Genomic DNA, 15710 nt, shown 5'->3' on the forward strand with positions numbered 1-15710 from the left:
CCTCAATGCGCCAGGACGGCGATTACCGCCGCCAGCACGCAGACATACAAGGCACAATCGAACAGGGCTTCGTGCCAGATCCAGCGCGACAGCCCGATGCGCTGCAAGCCCAGGCGCAACACGCCGGTCAGCAGCAGCGCCAATACCGCGTAGGCCGCCATCGGGCTCAGCAACACGCCGCCCAGCGACCATTCATGCAAACCCATTACCCCCTCCTCTGAGTTGGCACCAGTGGCGCCAGCCGCTCTGCAGCTGCAACAGAGCCGCCTCGGCCAGACGTTTGTCGATGCTCGGCGTGCAGGCGCGCAGGGCCTGTTGCAGTTCGGCCACCGCTGCGTTCAGATCGCCTTCACGCCCTGGCGCGGGGCCACGTTCCAGTGCGTCGTCGAGGCGCTCCAGGAAACGCTGCTGCGACCGCGCCAGGCCGGCATCGGCATTGGCCAGGCACTTGCGCAGGTGCAACAACTCGTCGCCCAGGTCGAGACCGGCCACGCCATCGTCCCAGCGGCTGCGCGTTTGATCCGGCCGCGCCGGATAGTGCCGAGCCAGCTGCAGCAGACGATCGGCCATACGCCCGCCGAACCAGTTCTCGGCGCGGCCCAGGTCACGACGGGTCAGCCGCCCCAGATCGGTCAGGATCGCCTGCATCAGACGCCGGCCATGCCAGACCGGATTGCGCAACACCACCAGTTTGAACGCCATCACTGCGCAACCCACGCCCATCAGCATTCCGGGCGCTTCATTGAGGAAAAACTCGACGTTGTAGCCGACACCCGGCGCCGGCAGGCAGAGCACGATGAAGTGCAGACAGAACGAGGTCGAGGTCGCGGCCGTCGCCGGTTTGGCCATGCCCAGCACGCCGAAGAACAGCGGCACGCCCAGCACCATGCAGAGCATCACGAAGCCATCGATCTGCGGCATCAGAATCTGGCCGACGAAGAACGCTACCGGCAGCGCGTAGAAGATGCCGCGCAGGAACATCATGCCGATCTGTGGCGCCGCTTCGAGTCGCGCGAACAGGCTGCAGACCACGCATGCCAGCAGCAGCGCGCCGGTGGCGTGGGTCCAGCCAGTGGCCAGCCAGAACGCAGCTAGAACCAGAAAGGTCAGCGCGCTGCGTGAGCCATACACCAGTGCGGTCTGCCAGTCGTAATGCCAGGACAAGGCGCGCGGTGCATCTGCCGGAGCCTTGCCCTCCTCGACCGCGCGCAACGCGTGGCTGGCGTCCTCGACACGCAACAGCAGCACCATCAAGCGTTCCAGACACAGTTGCTGGCCACTGCTCAGTTCATCGTCCTGCGCGGCCTGGCGCAGTTGCTCGACCAACTCCAGCAGGCCCGCTGGCTGCTCCTGCTGCAAGCGCTCGTCCACCACCTGCAACCAGGGCGCGACCGCCTGCGCCTCGACACCGCTCAGTTGCCGCCACTGCCGCGCCACCCCACGAGCCAGACGTAACATGCCGAGCAGATCACGACTCAACACCCGCAACGCCACGGCACGCTGGCGACCACGGGCACCCTCGAACCAGGCGTGCTCGCGCTGGGCGTCGACGGCGACGATCCGCGCCAGCACCTCCAGCAAGCCCTGTCGCGAATCAGCCTCACCCGCCAGCGCCTGACGCGAAGCCGCAACGCCGGCCTGCCAGGCGTTGCGCGCCTGCTGTGCCAGTTGCCGCTCGACGCGCTGCGGCCAGAGCAAAGCGCTGCTCAAGGTGGCGCAGATGATGCCCAGACAGATTTCCGTGCAGCGGGCGATGGCTTCATCGAATACCACATGCGGCTTGCCGATGGCCGGCAAGGCGATGATCGCCACGGTGTAGCCAGCCAGTACGAAGGAATATGACCAGGCGCTGCGCAACATGGTCGAGGACGCCGTACACAACGCCAACCACAAGGCGAACGCCAGTATGAACAGCAGCGGCGCCTGGGCGAACAGCCCCATCATCACCACGGCCATGAAGGTGCCGACCAGCGTACCGAGCAGCCGCGCCAGGCCCTTCTGCACCACCATGCCGGACAGCGGCTGGGCGACGATGAACGCGGTCATCAACGCCCACTGCGGTTGCTCCAGGCCGAAACGCAACGCACACCACAACGCCAGACCGCCGCCGAGCAGGGTCTTGATGGCAAATTGAACGGCTTGCGAGCTTGGCGCGAGAAACGCCAGCAAGGAATCACGCACGATGGCTACCTGAAGAAATCTCAACTCTGAACATAGCTGTAGCGATTGGGTTCCGCCTCCGTGCGAAACTCAATTATTAGCTAGCTAAGTATTTATGTCCAGAAGGCGCCATACACCCAGGCAGTCAACGTGCAAATAAAAAACGGGCGACCGAAGTCGCCCGAATTGCCTTGCGTGCCCAGTGAACTGGAAGGGTTAGCTCTGCTTGCGCTTGTGAGCATCCTTCCAGATGAAGTAACCAACACCCCCGAAGAACGCGACCATCAGAAGAACGGTGCCGACTCCGGCGAGAACCACTGTATCGACGAACATGGCTGCCTCCTGTTGTGCCTGTCTGTCTGGGATGGCTTCACGTTATCAGCGCTGGCAGCGGGAAAATTGATCTGGGTCAATGGCTGACGAGCAGGCGCGACCAGGCCGGAGGGAATACTGACCCAGGTCAAGAAATCGAGAGGGTGCGAGGCGGGAAGCACGGCCTGGCAGCCGTGCATGACGAACAAACGGTGGGAGTTTCAGCGCTTCTTGGGTTTGCTCTTGGACTTCTTCTTGGCCTTGCCGATCGGCAATACCTGCTCGAAAACCTGGCGCATCTCGTTGAGGCGCTTATCGTTGAGATCATGGATACGCTTGTCGCGCTCGGCGGCGAAATCGATCAGCTTGTCGTCATTGCTCATAGCGGAAACCGAATCAGGCGAAAGGTCAGGTTCAGGCGTGGCGCGCAGGCTTGCCGCGTCTTCGCCACTTGATGTTGCCAATGATGCTGGGTCGGCCCGCGCATGACCAGTAGCGAAGCGTGTTCCAGCGTCAGTGAATGTTCGATGCGCGTACTGCCGACGCGGCGCAGGTCGAAACGCCGGCTGCCGCCCAGATTGAGCGAGGCGATCAACGGATCGCGCCCCAACTCTGGCTCTGCATCGCTGTGCCAGCCCATGGAGTCCTGGCCGTCGCGGTAATGGTTGAGCAGTACGGCATTGAGCGGTTGCCCGACTTCTTTCTCGAGCCGTTGACGAATCTCGCTCAGCAGCGGCGTCCAGGGCAAGGGTTCGTGAAGCTTCCCGGAATAGCGATAACGCGCCTCGGGATCGCCATACCAAGCCGTCAGCCGCGGTGTTCGATGATAGCGACCATGGATGAACAACTCCGGCTGCTGCCAGGGCGTCTGCTCGACCAGCGTATGCAGCCAGCTGTCGGCGAGCGCGGGGTCGATCCAGCCGGGGAGGTAGTCCAGCTCTGCATCGGCGAGTGCGGGCAAGGGGTCGGCGAACAGCATGACGATCTACGCACAAAAGAATGAAAAGAGTTTCTCAGACTTCCACATCCACCCAAAGTCCTTGTCGCGGAAGATCGCCCAGCGTCTGCTCCACCTCTTCTGGCTCGGCCTCGGCCAGCTGTTCCGGAGTGTAGCCACGCCGCTGGCGTCGGCGCTGCTCCTCGCGCAGCAGCTCCTCGGTTTCCTGCGGGTGCCGCTTGTCCAGGCTCAGCGCACTTTCCTTGGCGCTGCCCTCGGCCGGGGTCACCGGCGGAATCTCGGGCTTGGGCTTGATCACGTCCTGTGTGGCAGTGACTGGCACCAGGCTATGGGGGATAGGCGGTAGCACGTTACAGCACCTCCTTTGGTCAGGCTGTCGGCCCCGTGAGCCGCGACTTTAGCCGGTGCTCGCTACACTTTCGACTAAGCCGCACGGCAATAGTGCCACGACCGCTTTGGCCGCGGCGCCGCATCCGTTAACATAGCCGGCTTTTTCACGCGGGAGACAGACAGGCATGGCGCAATATCAACCGGGGCAACGCTGGATCAGTGACAGCGAAGCGGAATTGGGTCTGGGAACCATCCTCGCCGAGGACGGCCGCCTGCTCACCGTGCTCTACCCGGCCACCGGCGAAACCCGCCAGTACGCTACGCGCAATGCCCCATTGACCCGTGTACGCTTCGCTCCGGGCGACGAGATCACCCATTTCGAGAGCTGGAAGCTCACCGTGCAGGAGGTCGAAGACGTCGACGGCCTGCTGGTCTACCACGGCCTCAATGCCCAGCATCAGCCGGTCACCATGCCGGAAACCCAGCTGTCGAACTTCATCCAGTTCCGCCTGGCCAGCGACCGCCTGTTCGCCGGCCAGATCGACCCGCTGTCCTGGTTCGCCCTGCGCTATCACAGCCTGGAGCACAATAGCCGCCTGTTGCAGTCGTCGCTCTGGGGCCTCGGCGGTGCGCGTGCGCAACCGATCGCCCACCAGTTGCACATCGCCCGCGAAGTGGCCGACCGTATCGCCCCGCGTGTACTGCTGGCCGACGAAGTGGGCCTGGGCAAGACCATCGAGGCCGGCCTGGTGATCCATCGCCAGTTGCTCTCCGGTCGCGCCAGCCGCGTGCTGATCCTGGTGCCGGAAAACCTGCAGCACCAGTGGCTGGTGGAAATGCGCCGCCGTTTCAACCTCGACGTCGCCCTGTTCGACGCCGAGCGTTTCATGGAGAGCGACGCCAGCAACCCCTTCGAGGATTGCCAGCTGGCGCTGGTCGCCCTGGAGTGGCTGAAGGACGACGAGAAGGCACAGGACGCTCTGTTCGCCGCCGGCTGGGACCTGCTGGTGGTCGACGAAGCCCACCACCTGGTCTGGCACCCGGAGCAGGCCAGCGCCGAATACTCGCTGGTCGAGCAACTGGCCGAGGTCATCCCCGGCGTGCTGCTGCTCACCGCCACCCCGGAACAGCTCGGTCAGGACAGCCACTTCGCCCGCCTGCGCCTGCTTGATCCAGCCCGCTTCCATGATCTGCAGGCCTTCCGCGCTGAAAGCAGTCAGTACCGCCCAGTCGCCGAAGCCGTGCAGGAACTGCTCGATCAGGACAAGCTCAGCGCCCAGGCGCGTGATGCCATCGGCGGCTTCCTCGGCGATGAAGGCCGCAAACTGCTCGACGCCATCGATACTGGCGACAGCGAAGCCCGCGCTCGCCTGGTACGCGAACTGCTCGACCGCCACGGCACCGGCCGCCTGCTGTTCCGTAACACCCGCGCCGCCGTGCAGGGTTTTCCCGAGCGCGAACTGCACCCCTACCCGCTGCCGAGCCCGGACGAATACCTGGAGCTGCCGATCGGCGAGCATGCCGAGCTGTACCCGGAAGTCAGCTACCAGGCGCAGGACGATGTCGACGAAGAGCAACGCTGGTGGCGCATCGACCCGCGCGTCGAGTGGCTGATCGACACCCTGAAGATGCTGAAGAAATTCAAGGTGCTGGTGATCTGTGCCCACGCCGAAACCGCGCTGGATCTGGAAGACGCCCTGCGCGTGCGCTCCGGCATCCCGGCCACGGTATTCCATGAAGGCATGAGCATCCTCGAGCGCGACCGCGCGGCGGCCTACTTCGCCGACGAAGAATTTGGCGCGCAGGTGCTGATCTGCTCGGAGATCGGCTCCGAAGGCCGCAACTTCCAGTTCGCCCATCACCTGGTGTTGTTCGATCTGCCGGCGCATCCGGATCTGCTCGAGCAGCGTATCGGTCGTCTCGACCGTATCGGCCAGAAGCACCGCATCCAGCTGCACGTGCCGTACCTTGAGAACAGCCCGCAGGAGCGCCTGTTCCAGTGGTACCATCAGGCGCTGAATGCCTTCCTCGCCACCTGCCCAACCGGCAACGCTCTGCAGCACCAGTTCGGCCCGCGCCTGCTGCCGCTGCTGGAAAACGGCGACGACGGCCAATGGCAAGAGCTGGTAGACGAAGCCAGCGCCGAGCGCATCCGCCTGGAAGGTGAGCTGCACAGCGGCCGCGACCGACTGCTGGAGCTGAACTCCGGCGGCGCCGGTGAAGGCGAAGCACTGGTCGAGGCGATCCTCGAGCAGGACGACCAGTTCACCCTGCCGATCTACATGGAAGAGCTGTTCAACGCCTTCGGCATCGACAGCGAAGACCACTCCGACAACGCCCTGATCCTGCGCCCCAGCGAAAAAATGCTGGATGCCAGCTTCCCGTTAGGTGACGACGAAGCGGTGACCATCACCTACGACCGCGAGCAGGCCCTGGTCCGCGAAGACATGCAGTTCCTCACCTGGGAACATCCCATGGTGCAGGGCGGCATGGACCTGGTGCTGTCCGGCTCGATGGGCAACACCGCCGTCGCGCTGATCAAGAACAAGGCGCTCAAGCCTGGCACCGTGCTGCTGGAGTTGCTCTACGTCAGCGAAGTGGTCGGCCCGCGCAAACTGCAACTGGGGCGCTTCCTGCCGCCAGCGGCGCTGCGCTGCCTGTTCGACGCCAATGGCAACGACCTGGCCGCCAAGGTCGGTTTCGAGACGCTCAACGACCAGCTCGAAAGCGTGCCACGCGCCAGCGCCAACAAATTCGTCCAGGCCCAGCGCGACGTGCTGGCCAAGCAGATCAACGACGCCGAAGCCAAGGTCATGCCGCGCCATGTCGAGCGCGTCGCCGAGGCCAAACGCCGCCTGATCGCCGAACTGGACGAAGAACTGGCGCGCCTGGTCGCCCTGCGCGCGGTCAACCCGAGCGTACGTGACAGCGAGATCGACTCCTTGCGCGAGCAGCGCGAACAGAGCCTGGCGATGTTCGACAAGGCCGCTCTGCGCCTGGAAGCGATTCGCGTACTCGTAGCGGGTTAAATATGCCCGCTCCGTAGGGTGCGCCATGCGCACCTCATACGCACAGTTGGTGGTAATCCTAGGGTCCTCTAGAGCTCAGCCCAACGGCATTACGAGCGGGTGCCCCAGCTCAGCCCAACAACCGCATCGAAACGGCGCCAAGGCCCACGCCGATCAGCAGCAACACGATACCGCCCAGCCACAGTTTGCCCGCACTGGCCGCAGGTGGCGCGACAACAGGTACAGGCCGGGTTTGAGCCGCACGCAGGGGGTTGGCCGCTGCCGGCGCAGGCTTGGCGCTGACGCGTGCCGCCTGCGGTACCGGGGCGATCTGCGTAGCGCCGCCGCCAGCTGCCTTGGCAGCCAAAGCTGGCGGCAGGTCCGCCACACGCATGAACTGGGTGGCATCCTCGTCAGGCGCATCACTTACGCTGACCTTCGGCCCGATCACCAATAGCGTCACCGTGCCCATCTTCAATTGATCACCCGGTTGCAGCACGGCGGTCCTGACCTTCTGCTGGTTGACCAGCACGCCGTTGGCCGAGGCGAGGTCCTTGACCTCCAGCACGTCGTCCTTGAGAAAGAACTCGCAATGCCGGCGCGACAGCTCCAGATCGCTGAAGCACAGCTCACACTTGCTCGAACGGCCGAAGGTCATCGAGCCATGGACATGAAACTTGCGGCCCTGGTGTTCGCCTTGAATCACCTGCAGAAACCAGCGCGGCGCCGCGGCCTCGGGCCTGGCCGCACTTTTCGCCGGGTCGAGCAGTTGCAGCTCGACGGCGCCCAGGCGCAAACGATCACCATCGCGTAGCTGAAAGCGTGTACCGACGCGCTGATCGTTGACCCAGGTTGCGCCCTGACCCGCATCGCTCAGGTAGTAATAGCCGTGGTCCTGGCGGATCTCGGCGTGGAAACTGGCGATTCCGGCATCGCCGAGCACCAGTTGGTTGCGGCTGTCCTGGCCGATGGTCAAACGTTCGTCGGTCAGCCAGATGGGTGCTTGGCGGTTATCCAGGAACTGCAGTCTTAGCATCGTGGTCGCCTCGGGTCAGTCGAATAGGTTGTTCAGCAGACGTTTGATCGGGTTTTGCTGGGCTGGCTGAGCGCTGCGTGGGCGGCTCGCGGCCTGACGCACGCGCTGCTCGTGGCTGTCATAAAGGGCCAGCAGCCGTTCGTTGTCGGGTTCGGCCTCGAGACCCTGCTTGATCTGCTCCAGCGCCAGGTTGTATTCGCGCCGCGCATATGCCGCCTCACTCTGCTCGATAAAACGCTGCGCCACGCGATTGATGCCTGCCAGGGCCAGCAGGTTGTCGGGCTCCCAGCCAAGCACCTGGCGAAAGTAATACACCGCACTGTCGTCCTCGGGCAGAACCAGCAAGTCTTCGCCAAGGCGCTGCTCGGCCAGCTCGAGATACTGCTGGATACGGGCCTGCAGCACACGCTGCAGGCCATCGCTGGCCTGGGCGTTGTCTTCGTCCAGGGCCAGCGCCTGACGAAAGTAATAGTCGGCGTTGTCCTGCGCCGGGGTCAGCAGACTCCCCTCGCTCAGGCGCGTTTCAGCGAGCACGAGCAACCCGGCGATACGCTGCTGCAGTTGCCAGTAGTAGCCGCCTGCGCCACCCACACCGAGCAACAGCAGACCAAGCACGGCCCAGGGCAGCCAGCGCCGCCGGGATGGACGAGGCGGCAGGCTGACGGCCGGGCTCAGACGGGTCTGGTCCTGATCGGCATCCTGCAGTTCATCGAGGCTGGCCAGCAGCACGTGGCAGTCGGCGAAGCGATCTTCCGGATCCTTGGCCAGCATGCGGTCGAGCAACCACTGCAACTCGCCCAGCGATTCCGGCAGCGGCGGTGCTTGCAGCTGCAACTGGTTCATCAGGGTCTGGGTGTAGCTGCCGCCGCGAAAGGGGTTATGCCCACTGAGCATCTCCAACAGGATCACGCCCAGGCTGTAGATGTCGCTGCGTGCGTCCAGCGTCTGACACTGCGCCTGCTCGGGGCTGCTGTAGGCCGGACTGCCAACGGCGATGCCGGACTGGGTCAGCTCGCTGTCGAGCTGCAGCTCCTTAGCCACACCAAAGTCGCTGAGCACCGCAGTGCCATCGTCACGAAACAGGATGTTGCCCGGCTTGATGTCGCGGTGCACCAGGCCCTTGTCGTGCACCAGCGCCAGGGCGCTGGCGATCTGCCGGACGATGCGCAGCGCACGCGCCGGCTCCAGAGTCTGGCCCTTGTACTGAGCCAGATCGCCGCCTGCCAGGTACTCCATGGCGAGGAAATGGCGGCCATCGTCCAACTGGTCGATGCGGTAGATGGTAATGATCGAAGGATGCTGCAGGGAGGCGACGGTATGGCCTTCCTTGATGAAGCGCTGGGTGAAGGCTGCGTCCTCGCGATGCAACAGCACCTTGAGCGCCACCTGGCGCTGCAGCGCCTGCTCGGTACCCAGATAGACCTCGGCCATGCCGCCTTTGCCGAGGCGGTGATGAATGCTGTAACCGGGTACGCTGATGGAGGGCTGGCTCATGCGGCTCGACTGGCGCTCAGGGTTTAAGGGATTTGAACAACTTGCGCAGCAGGCCGAGAGGCGACGCTTCACGGGGTTCGGCAGCCGGGCCAAGGCCCAGGACGATACAGCTGATATTGTCTCTGCCACCATGGCTATTGGCCAGCCCCACCAGTTGCTCGACCATCATTTCGAGCGTGGCCGCTTCAGCGCAACAGCGCTGGATAGCGGCGTCGTCCAGCTCACCGGTCAGCCCGTCGCTGCACAGCAGCAGCAGTTCGTCCGGCGCCAGTCGGACGCGCAGCAGGCCGACATCAGGTGCGTCTCCAACCTGCCCCAGGCACTGCACAATCACGTTACGCCGTGGGTGCTCACGCGCCTCCTCGGTGCTCATCTGGCCAGCATCGACCATGACCTGGACCCAGCTGTGGTCGTGACTGAGCTGCTCGATATGTTCGCTGCCGATGCGATAGGCGCGGCTGTCACCAACCCAGGCCAACTCGAACTCATCCCCGTCCAGGCGCACGGCAACCAGAGTACTGCCCATGCCCGCCTCGCCCGCAACAGGTTGCGCCGCCGCAGCGATAGCCAGGTGGGCTGCATGCACCGCTGCAAGTAGCTCCTCGCCCTCTTGCACGGCGCCCACCAGCTCCTCCAGTGCCAAGGCACTGGCCACCTCGCCACGCTCGTGCCCCCCCATGCCGTCGGCCAGCGCCCACAGCCCCAGATCGGGACGGCAGACCAGAGCATCCTCGTTATGCGTGCGTACCTGGCCGGCAACGCTTTGCGCAGCGAACACCACGGATACAGGAGAGGACTGAGACACGCGGCGAATCCTTGAGCAAAATGCGATTCCCCATGATGCGGCGACGCGAACGGGCTGTCACCGCCCGCAAGGCCGTAAATGCGCAACCGTTAACCAAAATGCGATGGTTAAATAAGCCGCCAGATCCGCCACCTGAACCCATGACCTCACCGCGTTTTCGCCGCTTGCCCCTCCAATTGCGACCTCTGGTCGACAAGTTCTACCGCGACCACCGCTCGCCGATGCGTAGCCAGGCGGGGGATGAACTGTGGGTGGCGGAAAACGCCAGCGAGATCGTCGCAACCCTGAGCCTTCGTCCTGTAGCGGGAGGACAGTGGCTGACTGGCCTGTTCGTCGCCCCCGCGCTGCGGCGCCAAGGCGTGGCAGCGGCGTTGCTCAGTCACAGCCTGGCGCTACATCCCGAGCCAGTCTGGCTGTTCTGTCACCCCGAGCTGCACACCTTCTATCAGCGCCTGGGCTTCGAGAGCTGTCAGAGCCTGCCGACCGAGTTAGCCCAACGGCTGACCCGCTACCAGCGTGGAAAATCGCTTATCGCGCTGCGTATCCACTGAGCAACCTGTCGCCAAGGGCAAAAATACTGGCACTTTGCTCAGGAATGCCCCTTGCCATTAGCGGTCAAAGCTCTGCATGCTTGTTCCATAACAACGAAAAGAAACGCTATGGCTACCCAGACTGCTCGTTTGCTGAAGCGCCTGCGCAATGACTTCCAGCTGTCGATCATCACCCTGATGGGTCTGTTCGGCGTCATCGGCATCTCCCCATACGCCGTCTACCGCTTGCTCAACGGCAATTATCTGGTCGGCATCGCCGATACCGTCATCGTCTTTTCCACACTGTTCGCCGTGCTCTACGCCTGGTTCACCCGCGACACGGTCAAACCCGGTATCTACCTGGCCGCCGTGTTCTCCGTCGGCGCCACGCTGATCGCCATCAACCTGGGGGTCAACGGCCTGTTCTGGATCTATCCGCTTATTCTCTTCAACTTCTTCATGGTCACGCCTGGCAAGGCGCTGCTGGCAACCTCCGTAGTGCTGATCAGCCTGGTCAGCCACGCCCTGCTAGTGCCGGGCAGCGTGTTCGAAAGTCATTACCAGATGGTGTCGTTCCTGGTCACCTGCATGATGGCCAGCGTGCTCAGCTTCATCTTCGCGTTCCGCACCCGCACCCAGCGCGACCAACTGCAATTGCTGGCCATTCATGACCCGCTGACCGGCGCGCGCAACCGCCGGGCGATGAACGAAGAACTGAAGATCGCCATGGCCAGCCATCGCCGCCACAGCGACAGCTACGGCCTGCTGGTGATGGATCTGGACCATTTCAAGCAGATCAACGACCGCTTCGGTCATCACGTCGGCGACCAGGTGCTGGTGGCCTTCGTCGAGCTGATCAAACGCTGCTCACGCAAGGAAGACCGGTTGTTCCGCTTTGGTGGCGAGGAGTTTCTGCTGCTGCTGCCCAATACCGAGGCAGAAGGCTTGCGCACCGCCGCACAGAACCTGCTGAGCAGGGTCGCCAATGAACTGCGGAGCCCGGGCGGCGCGGTGACCGTCTCCATTGGCGGCGCCATTCTGCATGGCGGCGAGCATTGGGAAGGCTGGTTGCAGCGCGCCGATGAATGCCTGTATCGAGCCAAGAGCGAGGGGCGCAATCGCGCGGTGATCGCCGATGCGCCGGGCGATCAGAACAAGGCTGCCGCCAACCCCTGATAGATCAGCGACTGCGCTGTTGCTGATAACTGCCACTGCCCGGTTGACGTTCGATGATCAGCCCGCCCGGATATGGATATTCGGTACTCTGGCGAATACCACCACGGGTTTCGCTGGAATAGCTGCCATAGCTGCTTTCCTGACGCACGCTGCCCTGCGGCAGACGCTGCCCGCCATAGAGGTTGTGCTGCTCATAACTCGACGAGCCCGAAACGCTGCCGCTGGCACCGGGGCTGACGTAGCTCTTGGGAATGACGCGAATGGTCTGCGGCTGATCAGCGAACGCAGCACCGGCCAACATCGCAGCCAGGATCAACACAAGCGAACGAATCAACATGAGTACCTCCCATTTGAGCGGGGCCAGGCATCGCCCGCCTGAACCCCGAAAACCATCATCACACCGGCTTTGACAACAACACGAGGGAATTTTCATACCTGAAACGACAAAGGGTCAGCCGAAGCTGACCCTTTGCTGGACATGGTGCCGGAGATAGGAATCGAACCTACGACCTTCGCGTTACGAGTGCGCTGCTCTACCGACTGAGCTACACCGGCGGGAAAACGTCGGCATTATGCGAGTTGCCACGCTCGCGCTCAAGTCGCTGGAGCATCAGCTGTCGAGTAGTTCGATGCGGTCGTCGTGGATGCGGATCAGCCCCTGCTTGTAGAGACCACCGATGGCCTTCTTGAAGTTGCCTTTGCTGACCCGAAAATGCTCGGAGATCAGCTCTGGCGGGCTCTTGTCACCCAGCGGCAGTACACCACCCTGCGCACGCAGGCGTTCGATGATCTGCTCGGCCAGGCCACTGGCGGCTTCATGACCGATGGGCTGCAGGCTCAGGCTGATCTTGCCGTCGGCGCGCAGCTCTTTGATGTAGCCCTTCTCGCGCATGCCGCTGCGGATGAACTTGAACAGCTCGTTCTTGTGGATCAGGCCCCAGTGCTTGCCGTCGATGATGGCCTTGAAGCCGAGATCGGTACGCTCGACCACCAACAGATCGACCTCCTGGCCGACCTGGTAGTTGGCCGGCACCTTGTCCAGGTGGCGATCCAGGCGCGCGGTGGCGGTGAGGCGGCGGGTGCGTTTGTCCAGATAGAGGTAGATCACGCAGTAGTCGCCGATCTGCAGCGGGCGCTTCTCTTCGGAATGCGGCAGCAGCAGATCCTTGGGCAGCCCCCAGTCGAAGAACAGCCCAACGCGGTTGATGTCCACCACCTTGAGGCTGGCGAACTCACCGAGCTGGATCTTCGGTTTCAGGGTGGTGGCGATCAGCTTGTCTTCGCTGTCGAGGTAGAGGAACACGTTGAGCCAGTCCTCGACTTCGCTCGGCGTGTCCTTGGGGATGTAGCGCTTGGGCAGGAGGATTTCGCCGTCCGCACCACCGTCCAGGTACAGACCGAAGTCGGTGTGCTTGACCACCTGCAAAGAATTCATCCGCCCAATCAAGGCCATCGCGTTTCACCTCACTAAAACAGCCGGCCATTCTACCCGAGTTAATCCGCGACCGGGCTGACGGTGTGGCGAATCGACGGCCGGTCGACTGGTGGCGTAAGTAACTGGGAAACAAGCCATAAATTGTCGCGAAAAGCCGCCCATGCGCGGCGTTATGGTATTCATCATGGCGATTAACCAAGCAGAAAGAGGCTGCTTGAGGCATAATGGCCGGCCGCCCATCTGAAAGAGATCAAGGTCATGGCCACTCTGCGCGTGAAGTCCTCCTCCAGCAAAGTCAGTAAACCCGCCCCTGCCGTGGAAACCCGCGAGTCCATCGAGGCGCAGATTGCTGCCTTCCTGCAGGGCGGCGGCGAGATCCAGCAGATCGCCAAGGGCGTCAGCGGCCAGACTTACGGCGGCACTCGCCAGATCACCATCAGCAAGAAGTGATCGCCTCGGGTGCGCCGATGCGCACCCAGCCTCTCCCCATCCTGCTTTACTCGCTCGCCAGCCCCAGGCGCAGCAACTGCCCTTTCGGCACATCCGTCAGCACATAGATATAGCCGTCCGGCCCCTGCCGTACGTCGCGTACCCGTGCGTTCAGCGATTCCAGCAACCGCTCCTCATGGGTGATCTTGTCGCCGTCGAGCTGCAGGCGAATCAGCGCCTGACCGGAGAGCGCGCCGATGAACAGGTTGTGCTGCCAGGCCGGGAAACGCTCGGCATCGTAGAAGGCCATGCCGCTGATGGCCGGTGACTTTTCCCAGACATGATGCGGCGGTTCGGTGCCCTCCACGGTTTTGCCCTTGGCCTCGGGAATCGCCAGCATCGAATAGTTGATGCCATGGGTCGCCAGCGGCCAGCCGTAGTTCTTGCCGGCCTCGGGAATGTTGATTTCGTCGCCACCACGCGGGCCGTGCTCATGGGTCCACAAGCGGCCACTCCAGGGATTGAGTGCTGCGCCCTGCTGATTGCGATGGCCGTAGGACCAGATTTCCTCGCGCGCGCCGTCGCGGCTGATGAAGGGGTTGTCCTCAGGAATGCGCCCGTCCGGGAAGATCCGCACCAGCTTGCCCTGCAGCTTGTCGAGGTCCTGCGCGGTGGGGCGATTGTTGTTGTCGCCCAGGGCGATGAACAGATGGCCGTCACGGTCGAAAACCAGGCGCGAGCCGAAGTGCGTGCCGCTGGACAGCTTGGGTTGCTGGCGGAAGATCACCTCGAAGCCTTCCAGAGCCGTGGCATCGGCCGACAGCTTGCCGCGCCCTACCGCCGTACCTGCGGCGCCGTCGCCCTCCTCGGCGTAGGACAGATAGACCAGGCGATCCTTGGCGAAGTCCGGCGACAACACCACGTCGAGCAAGCCACCCTGGCCAACAGCGAACACCTTGGGCACGCCGCGCAGTGGTTCGGATACTTCGCCTTCGGCACTTACCCGGCGCAAGGCGCCTGGCCGCTCGCTCACCAGATAGCCCTGCCCCTCTGGTAGAAAGGCGACGGCCCAGGGGTTGGCCAGACCTTCAGCGACGGTGTGAACGTTCAGCGGCCCCAGCTCGGAGCTCAGTTGCCGATCTTCGGCGAAGCTGTACTGGTAACCGAACAGGGCGACCAGACCGAGGGCTGCGAGGGGTTTCAGGCGCGGCATCATGGCGTCTCCAGGCGTCAGACAAGCGGCAATAGTGCAACAGCCCCTCAACCGTGGCAGCCCCGTAAAAGTTTCCTCAGGTTTCAGTCCGTCAGGTAACGCTGCTCGATGCGCTGGTATTCGCCGGACTCACGCAGCAAGCGTAGCCCCTCGTCGAAGCGCCGACGTTGTTCGTCCCGGCGAAAGCCGACGCTGTATGGCGTGGGCGGGAATATCTCGAACCAGGCCAGTGGCTGGGTGACGTCGACCTGGTCGTTCACCTCGCGATCCAGGTAGCGGATGATGCGCTCGTCGCCCACCACCACATCGGTGCGGCCGCTGTATAGCAGACGGTTGCGATTAATCTGCAGCGCCTCCTCGCGATAGCGCGGGTTGTTCATGGCCATGCGCTCGAACTCGGGCCCCATCAGCAGTCGCGCACGCTGGAAGGCGCTGACCGCGTACTGGCTGAGGTCGGAGATCTGCTCGATGTGATAACCACGCTTGGCCAGCGCCACTGCCACGTTCTGGTAATGGATGTAGACGTCCGAATAGAAGGCCTGCACGCCACTGCGCTCGTGGGTAGTGGTGATGGCGTCGATCTCACCGCGGCGTAGCATCAGGTGCAGGCGCTCTATCGGCGCGTAATAGGCGGTCACTTCAAAACCGGCGTTACGCGCGGCACGCTCCACCAATTCATACTCCAGGCCACGCGGCTCACCTTCGTAGACATAAGGCGGCTTGTGCGTACCAAAGCCGACATGCAGCACCTCGGCCGCAACCGTCGCGCTCAGACACGCCAGCATCAATCCCAGCCACCATCTGACCATCGTCTACCTCGTTAT

General features: G+C 63.3%; 17 protein-coding genes and 1 tRNA gene. 4 read left to right on the forward strand and 14 right to left on the reverse strand.

The window, feature by feature from the left end; translation table 11 throughout:
* Window positions 1-2 precede the first annotated feature (2 nt).
* From EGJ86_RS17505 to EGJ86_RS17520, 6 genes are all read right to left on the reverse strand, one after another.
* Entirely contained in the window at window positions 3-206 is a 204-nt protein-coding gene (locus EGJ86_RS17505; protein WP_106732923.1) for a DUF1656 domain-containing protein, read from the reverse strand.
* Entirely contained in the window at window positions 193-2181 is a 1989-nt protein-coding gene (locus tag EGJ86_RS17510) for an FUSC family protein (protein ID WP_125835980.1), read from the reverse strand. The genes EGJ86_RS17505 and EGJ86_RS17510 overlap by 14 nt, the downstream gene beginning before the upstream one ends.
* 195 nt (window positions 2182-2376) lie before the next feature.
* Window positions 2377-2493 (reverse strand): cytochrome c oxidase subunit CcoM, encoded by a 117-nt coding sequence (gene ccoM / locus EGJ86_RS25485; RefSeq protein ID WP_017361612.1) that lies wholly within the window; start codon window positions 2491-2493, stop codon window positions 2377-2379.
* Between the two features lie 200 nt (window positions 2494-2693).
* Window positions 2694-2855: a hypothetical protein gene (locus EGJ86_RS25120; protein ID WP_017361613.1), complete on the reverse strand. Its 162-nt coding sequence runs from the start codon at window positions 2853-2855 to the stop codon at window positions 2694-2696.
* A complete protein-coding gene (locus EGJ86_RS17515; RefSeq protein ID WP_125835981.1) occupies window positions 2852-3451 on the reverse strand; it encodes an alpha-ketoglutarate-dependent dioxygenase AlkB in 600 nt (199 codons plus the stop codon). The genes EGJ86_RS25120 and EGJ86_RS17515 overlap by 4 nt, the downstream gene beginning before the upstream one ends.
* A gap of 34 nt (window positions 3452-3485) precedes the next feature.
* A complete protein-coding gene (locus tag EGJ86_RS17520; protein ID WP_099522029.1) occupies window positions 3486-3779 on the reverse strand; it encodes an aspartate-semialdehyde dehydrogenase in 294 nt (97 codons plus the stop codon).
* Window positions 3780-3945: 166 nt separating this feature from the next.
* On the opposite strand from EGJ86_RS17520, the gene rapA reads away from it, so the two are divergent.
* The gene (gene rapA, locus EGJ86_RS17525; protein ID WP_125835982.1) at window positions 3946-6789 is read left to right on the forward strand and encodes an RNA polymerase-associated protein RapA; all 2844 of its coding nucleotides are present in this window, start codon (window positions 3946-3948) and stop codon (window positions 6787-6789) included.
* Window positions 6790-6898: 109 nt separating this feature from the next.
* Here the strand turns inward: rapA and EGJ86_RS17530 are convergent, their stop codons facing one another.
* From EGJ86_RS17530 to EGJ86_RS17540, 3 genes are read right to left on the reverse strand one after another with little or no spacing between them, the layout of a single operon-like run.
* Window positions 6899-7804 carry an FHA domain-containing protein gene (locus EGJ86_RS17530; protein ID WP_125835983.1) on the reverse strand — a complete coding sequence of 302 codons (906 nt, stop codon included), beginning with the start codon at window positions 7802-7804 and terminating at the stop codon, window positions 6899-6901.
* 15 nt (window positions 7805-7819) lie between these two features.
* Window positions 7820-9298: a serine/threonine-protein kinase gene (locus tag EGJ86_RS17535; RefSeq protein WP_125835984.1), complete on the reverse strand. Its 1479-nt coding sequence runs from the start codon at window positions 9296-9298 to the stop codon at window positions 7820-7822.
* 16 nt (window positions 9299-9314) lie between these two features.
* The gene (locus tag EGJ86_RS17540; protein ID WP_125835985.1) at window positions 9315-10103 is read right to left on the reverse strand and encodes a PP2C family serine/threonine-protein phosphatase; all 789 of its coding nucleotides are present in this window, start codon (window positions 10101-10103) and stop codon (window positions 9315-9317) included.
* Window positions 10104-10243: 140 nt separating this feature from the next.
* Between EGJ86_RS17540 and EGJ86_RS17545 the strand changes: the two genes are divergently transcribed.
* The gene (locus tag EGJ86_RS17545; RefSeq protein WP_125835986.1) at window positions 10244-10654 is read left to right on the forward strand and encodes a GNAT family N-acetyltransferase; all 411 of its coding nucleotides are present in this window, start codon (window positions 10244-10246) and stop codon (window positions 10652-10654) included.
* Between the two features lie 108 nt (window positions 10655-10762).
* On the forward strand, window positions 10763-11809 hold the full coding sequence (locus EGJ86_RS17550) for a GGDEF domain-containing protein (RefSeq protein WP_125835987.1): 1047 nt from the start codon (window positions 10763-10765) through the stop codon (window positions 11807-11809).
* A gap of 4 nt (window positions 11810-11813) precedes the next feature.
* Here EGJ86_RS17550 and EGJ86_RS17555 read toward each other — a convergent pair whose 3' ends face one another.
* The 3 genes from EGJ86_RS17555 to EGJ86_RS17565 all read right to left on the reverse strand — a co-directional run bounded on the left by EGJ86_RS17555 (window position 11814) and on the right by EGJ86_RS17565 (window position 13262).
* Window positions 11814-12146: a hypothetical protein gene (locus tag EGJ86_RS17555; RefSeq protein WP_125835988.1), complete on the reverse strand. Its 333-nt coding sequence runs from the start codon at window positions 12144-12146 to the stop codon at window positions 11814-11816.
* A 142-nt stretch (window positions 12147-12288) separates the two neighbouring features.
* A tRNA-Thr gene (locus EGJ86_RS17560) sits at window positions 12289-12364 on the reverse strand.
* A gap of 55 nt (window positions 12365-12419) precedes the next feature.
* Window positions 12420-13262, reverse strand: coding sequence for a S1 RNA-binding domain-containing protein (locus tag EGJ86_RS17565; RefSeq protein WP_125835989.1), 843 nt, complete (start codon window positions 13260-13262; stop codon window positions 12420-12422).
* Window positions 13263-13502: 240 nt separating this feature from the next.
* On the opposite strand from EGJ86_RS17565, the gene EGJ86_RS17570 reads away from it, so the two are divergent.
* Window positions 13503-13694 (forward strand): hypothetical protein, encoded by a 192-nt coding sequence (locus EGJ86_RS17570; RefSeq protein ID WP_003462311.1) that lies wholly within the window; start codon window positions 13503-13505, stop codon window positions 13692-13694.
* Window positions 13695-13740: 46 nt separating this feature from the next.
* On the opposite strand, the gene EGJ86_RS17575 is transcribed toward EGJ86_RS17570, so the two are convergent.
* Window positions 13741-14886: a PQQ-dependent sugar dehydrogenase gene (locus EGJ86_RS17575; RefSeq protein WP_125835997.1), complete on the reverse strand. Its 1146-nt coding sequence runs from the start codon at window positions 14884-14886 to the stop codon at window positions 13741-13743.
* Window positions 14887-14969: 83 nt separating this feature from the next.
* On the reverse strand, window positions 14970-15671 hold the full coding sequence (locus tag EGJ86_RS17580; protein WP_125835998.1) for an ABC transporter substrate-binding protein: 702 nt from the start codon (window positions 15669-15671) through the stop codon (window positions 14970-14972).
* Between the last annotated feature and the right edge of the window lie 39 nt (window positions 15672-15710).

Source organism: Pseudomonas sp. o96-267, from assembly GCF_003935465.1.
GTDB lineage: Bacteria > Pseudomonadota > Gammaproteobacteria > Pseudomonadales > Pseudomonadaceae > Aquipseudomonas > Aquipseudomonas sediminis.

Bases quoted from the DNA above. Each gene is read 5' to 3' on its own strand.
- EGJ86_RS17580 (WP_125835998.1), bottom strand. From the start codon at position 15,671: ATGCTGGCGTGTCTGAGCGCGACGGTTGCGGCCGAGGTGCTGCATGTC.
- EGJ86_RS17565 (WP_125835989.1), bottom strand. From the start codon at position 13,262: ATGGCCTTGATTGGGCGGATGAATTCTTTGCAGGTGGTCAAGCACACC.
- EGJ86_RS17575 (WP_125835997.1), bottom strand. From the start codon at position 14,886: ATGCCGCGCCTGAAACCCCTCGCAGCCCTCGGTCTGGTCGCCCTGTTC.
- EGJ86_RS17530 (WP_125835983.1), bottom strand. From the start codon at position 7,804: ATGCTAAGACTGCAGTTCCTGGATAACCGCCAAGCACCCATCTGGCTG.
- EGJ86_RS17545 (WP_125835986.1), top strand. From the start codon at position 10,244: ATGACCTCACCGCGTTTTCGCCGCTTGCCCCTCCAATTGCGACCTCTG.
- EGJ86_RS17550 (WP_125835987.1), top strand. From the start codon at position 10,763: ATGGCTACCCAGACTGCTCGTTTGCTGAAGCGCCTGCGCAATGACTTC.
- EGJ86_RS17515 (WP_125835981.1), bottom strand. From the start codon at position 3,451: ATGCTGTTCGCCGACCCCTTGCCCGCACTCGCCGATGCAGAGCTGGAC.
- EGJ86_RS17570 (WP_003462311.1), top strand. From the start codon at position 13,503: ATGGCCACTCTGCGCGTGAAGTCCTCCTCCAGCAAAGTCAGTAAACCC.
- EGJ86_RS17505 (WP_106732923.1), bottom strand. From the start codon at position 206: ATGGGTTTGCATGAATGGTCGCTGGGCGGCGTGTTGCTGAGCCCGATG.
- EGJ86_RS17535 (WP_125835984.1), bottom strand. From the start codon at position 9,298: ATGAGCCAGCCCTCCATCAGCGTACCCGGTTACAGCATTCATCACCGC.
- EGJ86_RS25120 (WP_017361613.1), bottom strand. From the start codon at position 2,855: ATGAGCAATGACGACAAGCTGATCGATTTCGCCGCCGAGCGCGACAAG.
- rapA (WP_125835982.1), top strand. From the start codon at position 3,946: ATGGCGCAATATCAACCGGGGCAACGCTGGATCAGTGACAGCGAAGCG.
- EGJ86_RS17555 (WP_125835988.1), bottom strand. From the start codon at position 12,146: ATGTTGATTCGTTCGCTTGTGTTGATCCTGGCTGCGATGTTGGCCGGT.
- ccoM (WP_017361612.1), bottom strand. From the start codon at position 2,493: ATGTTCGTCGATACAGTGGTTCTCGCCGGAGTCGGCACCGTTCTTCTG.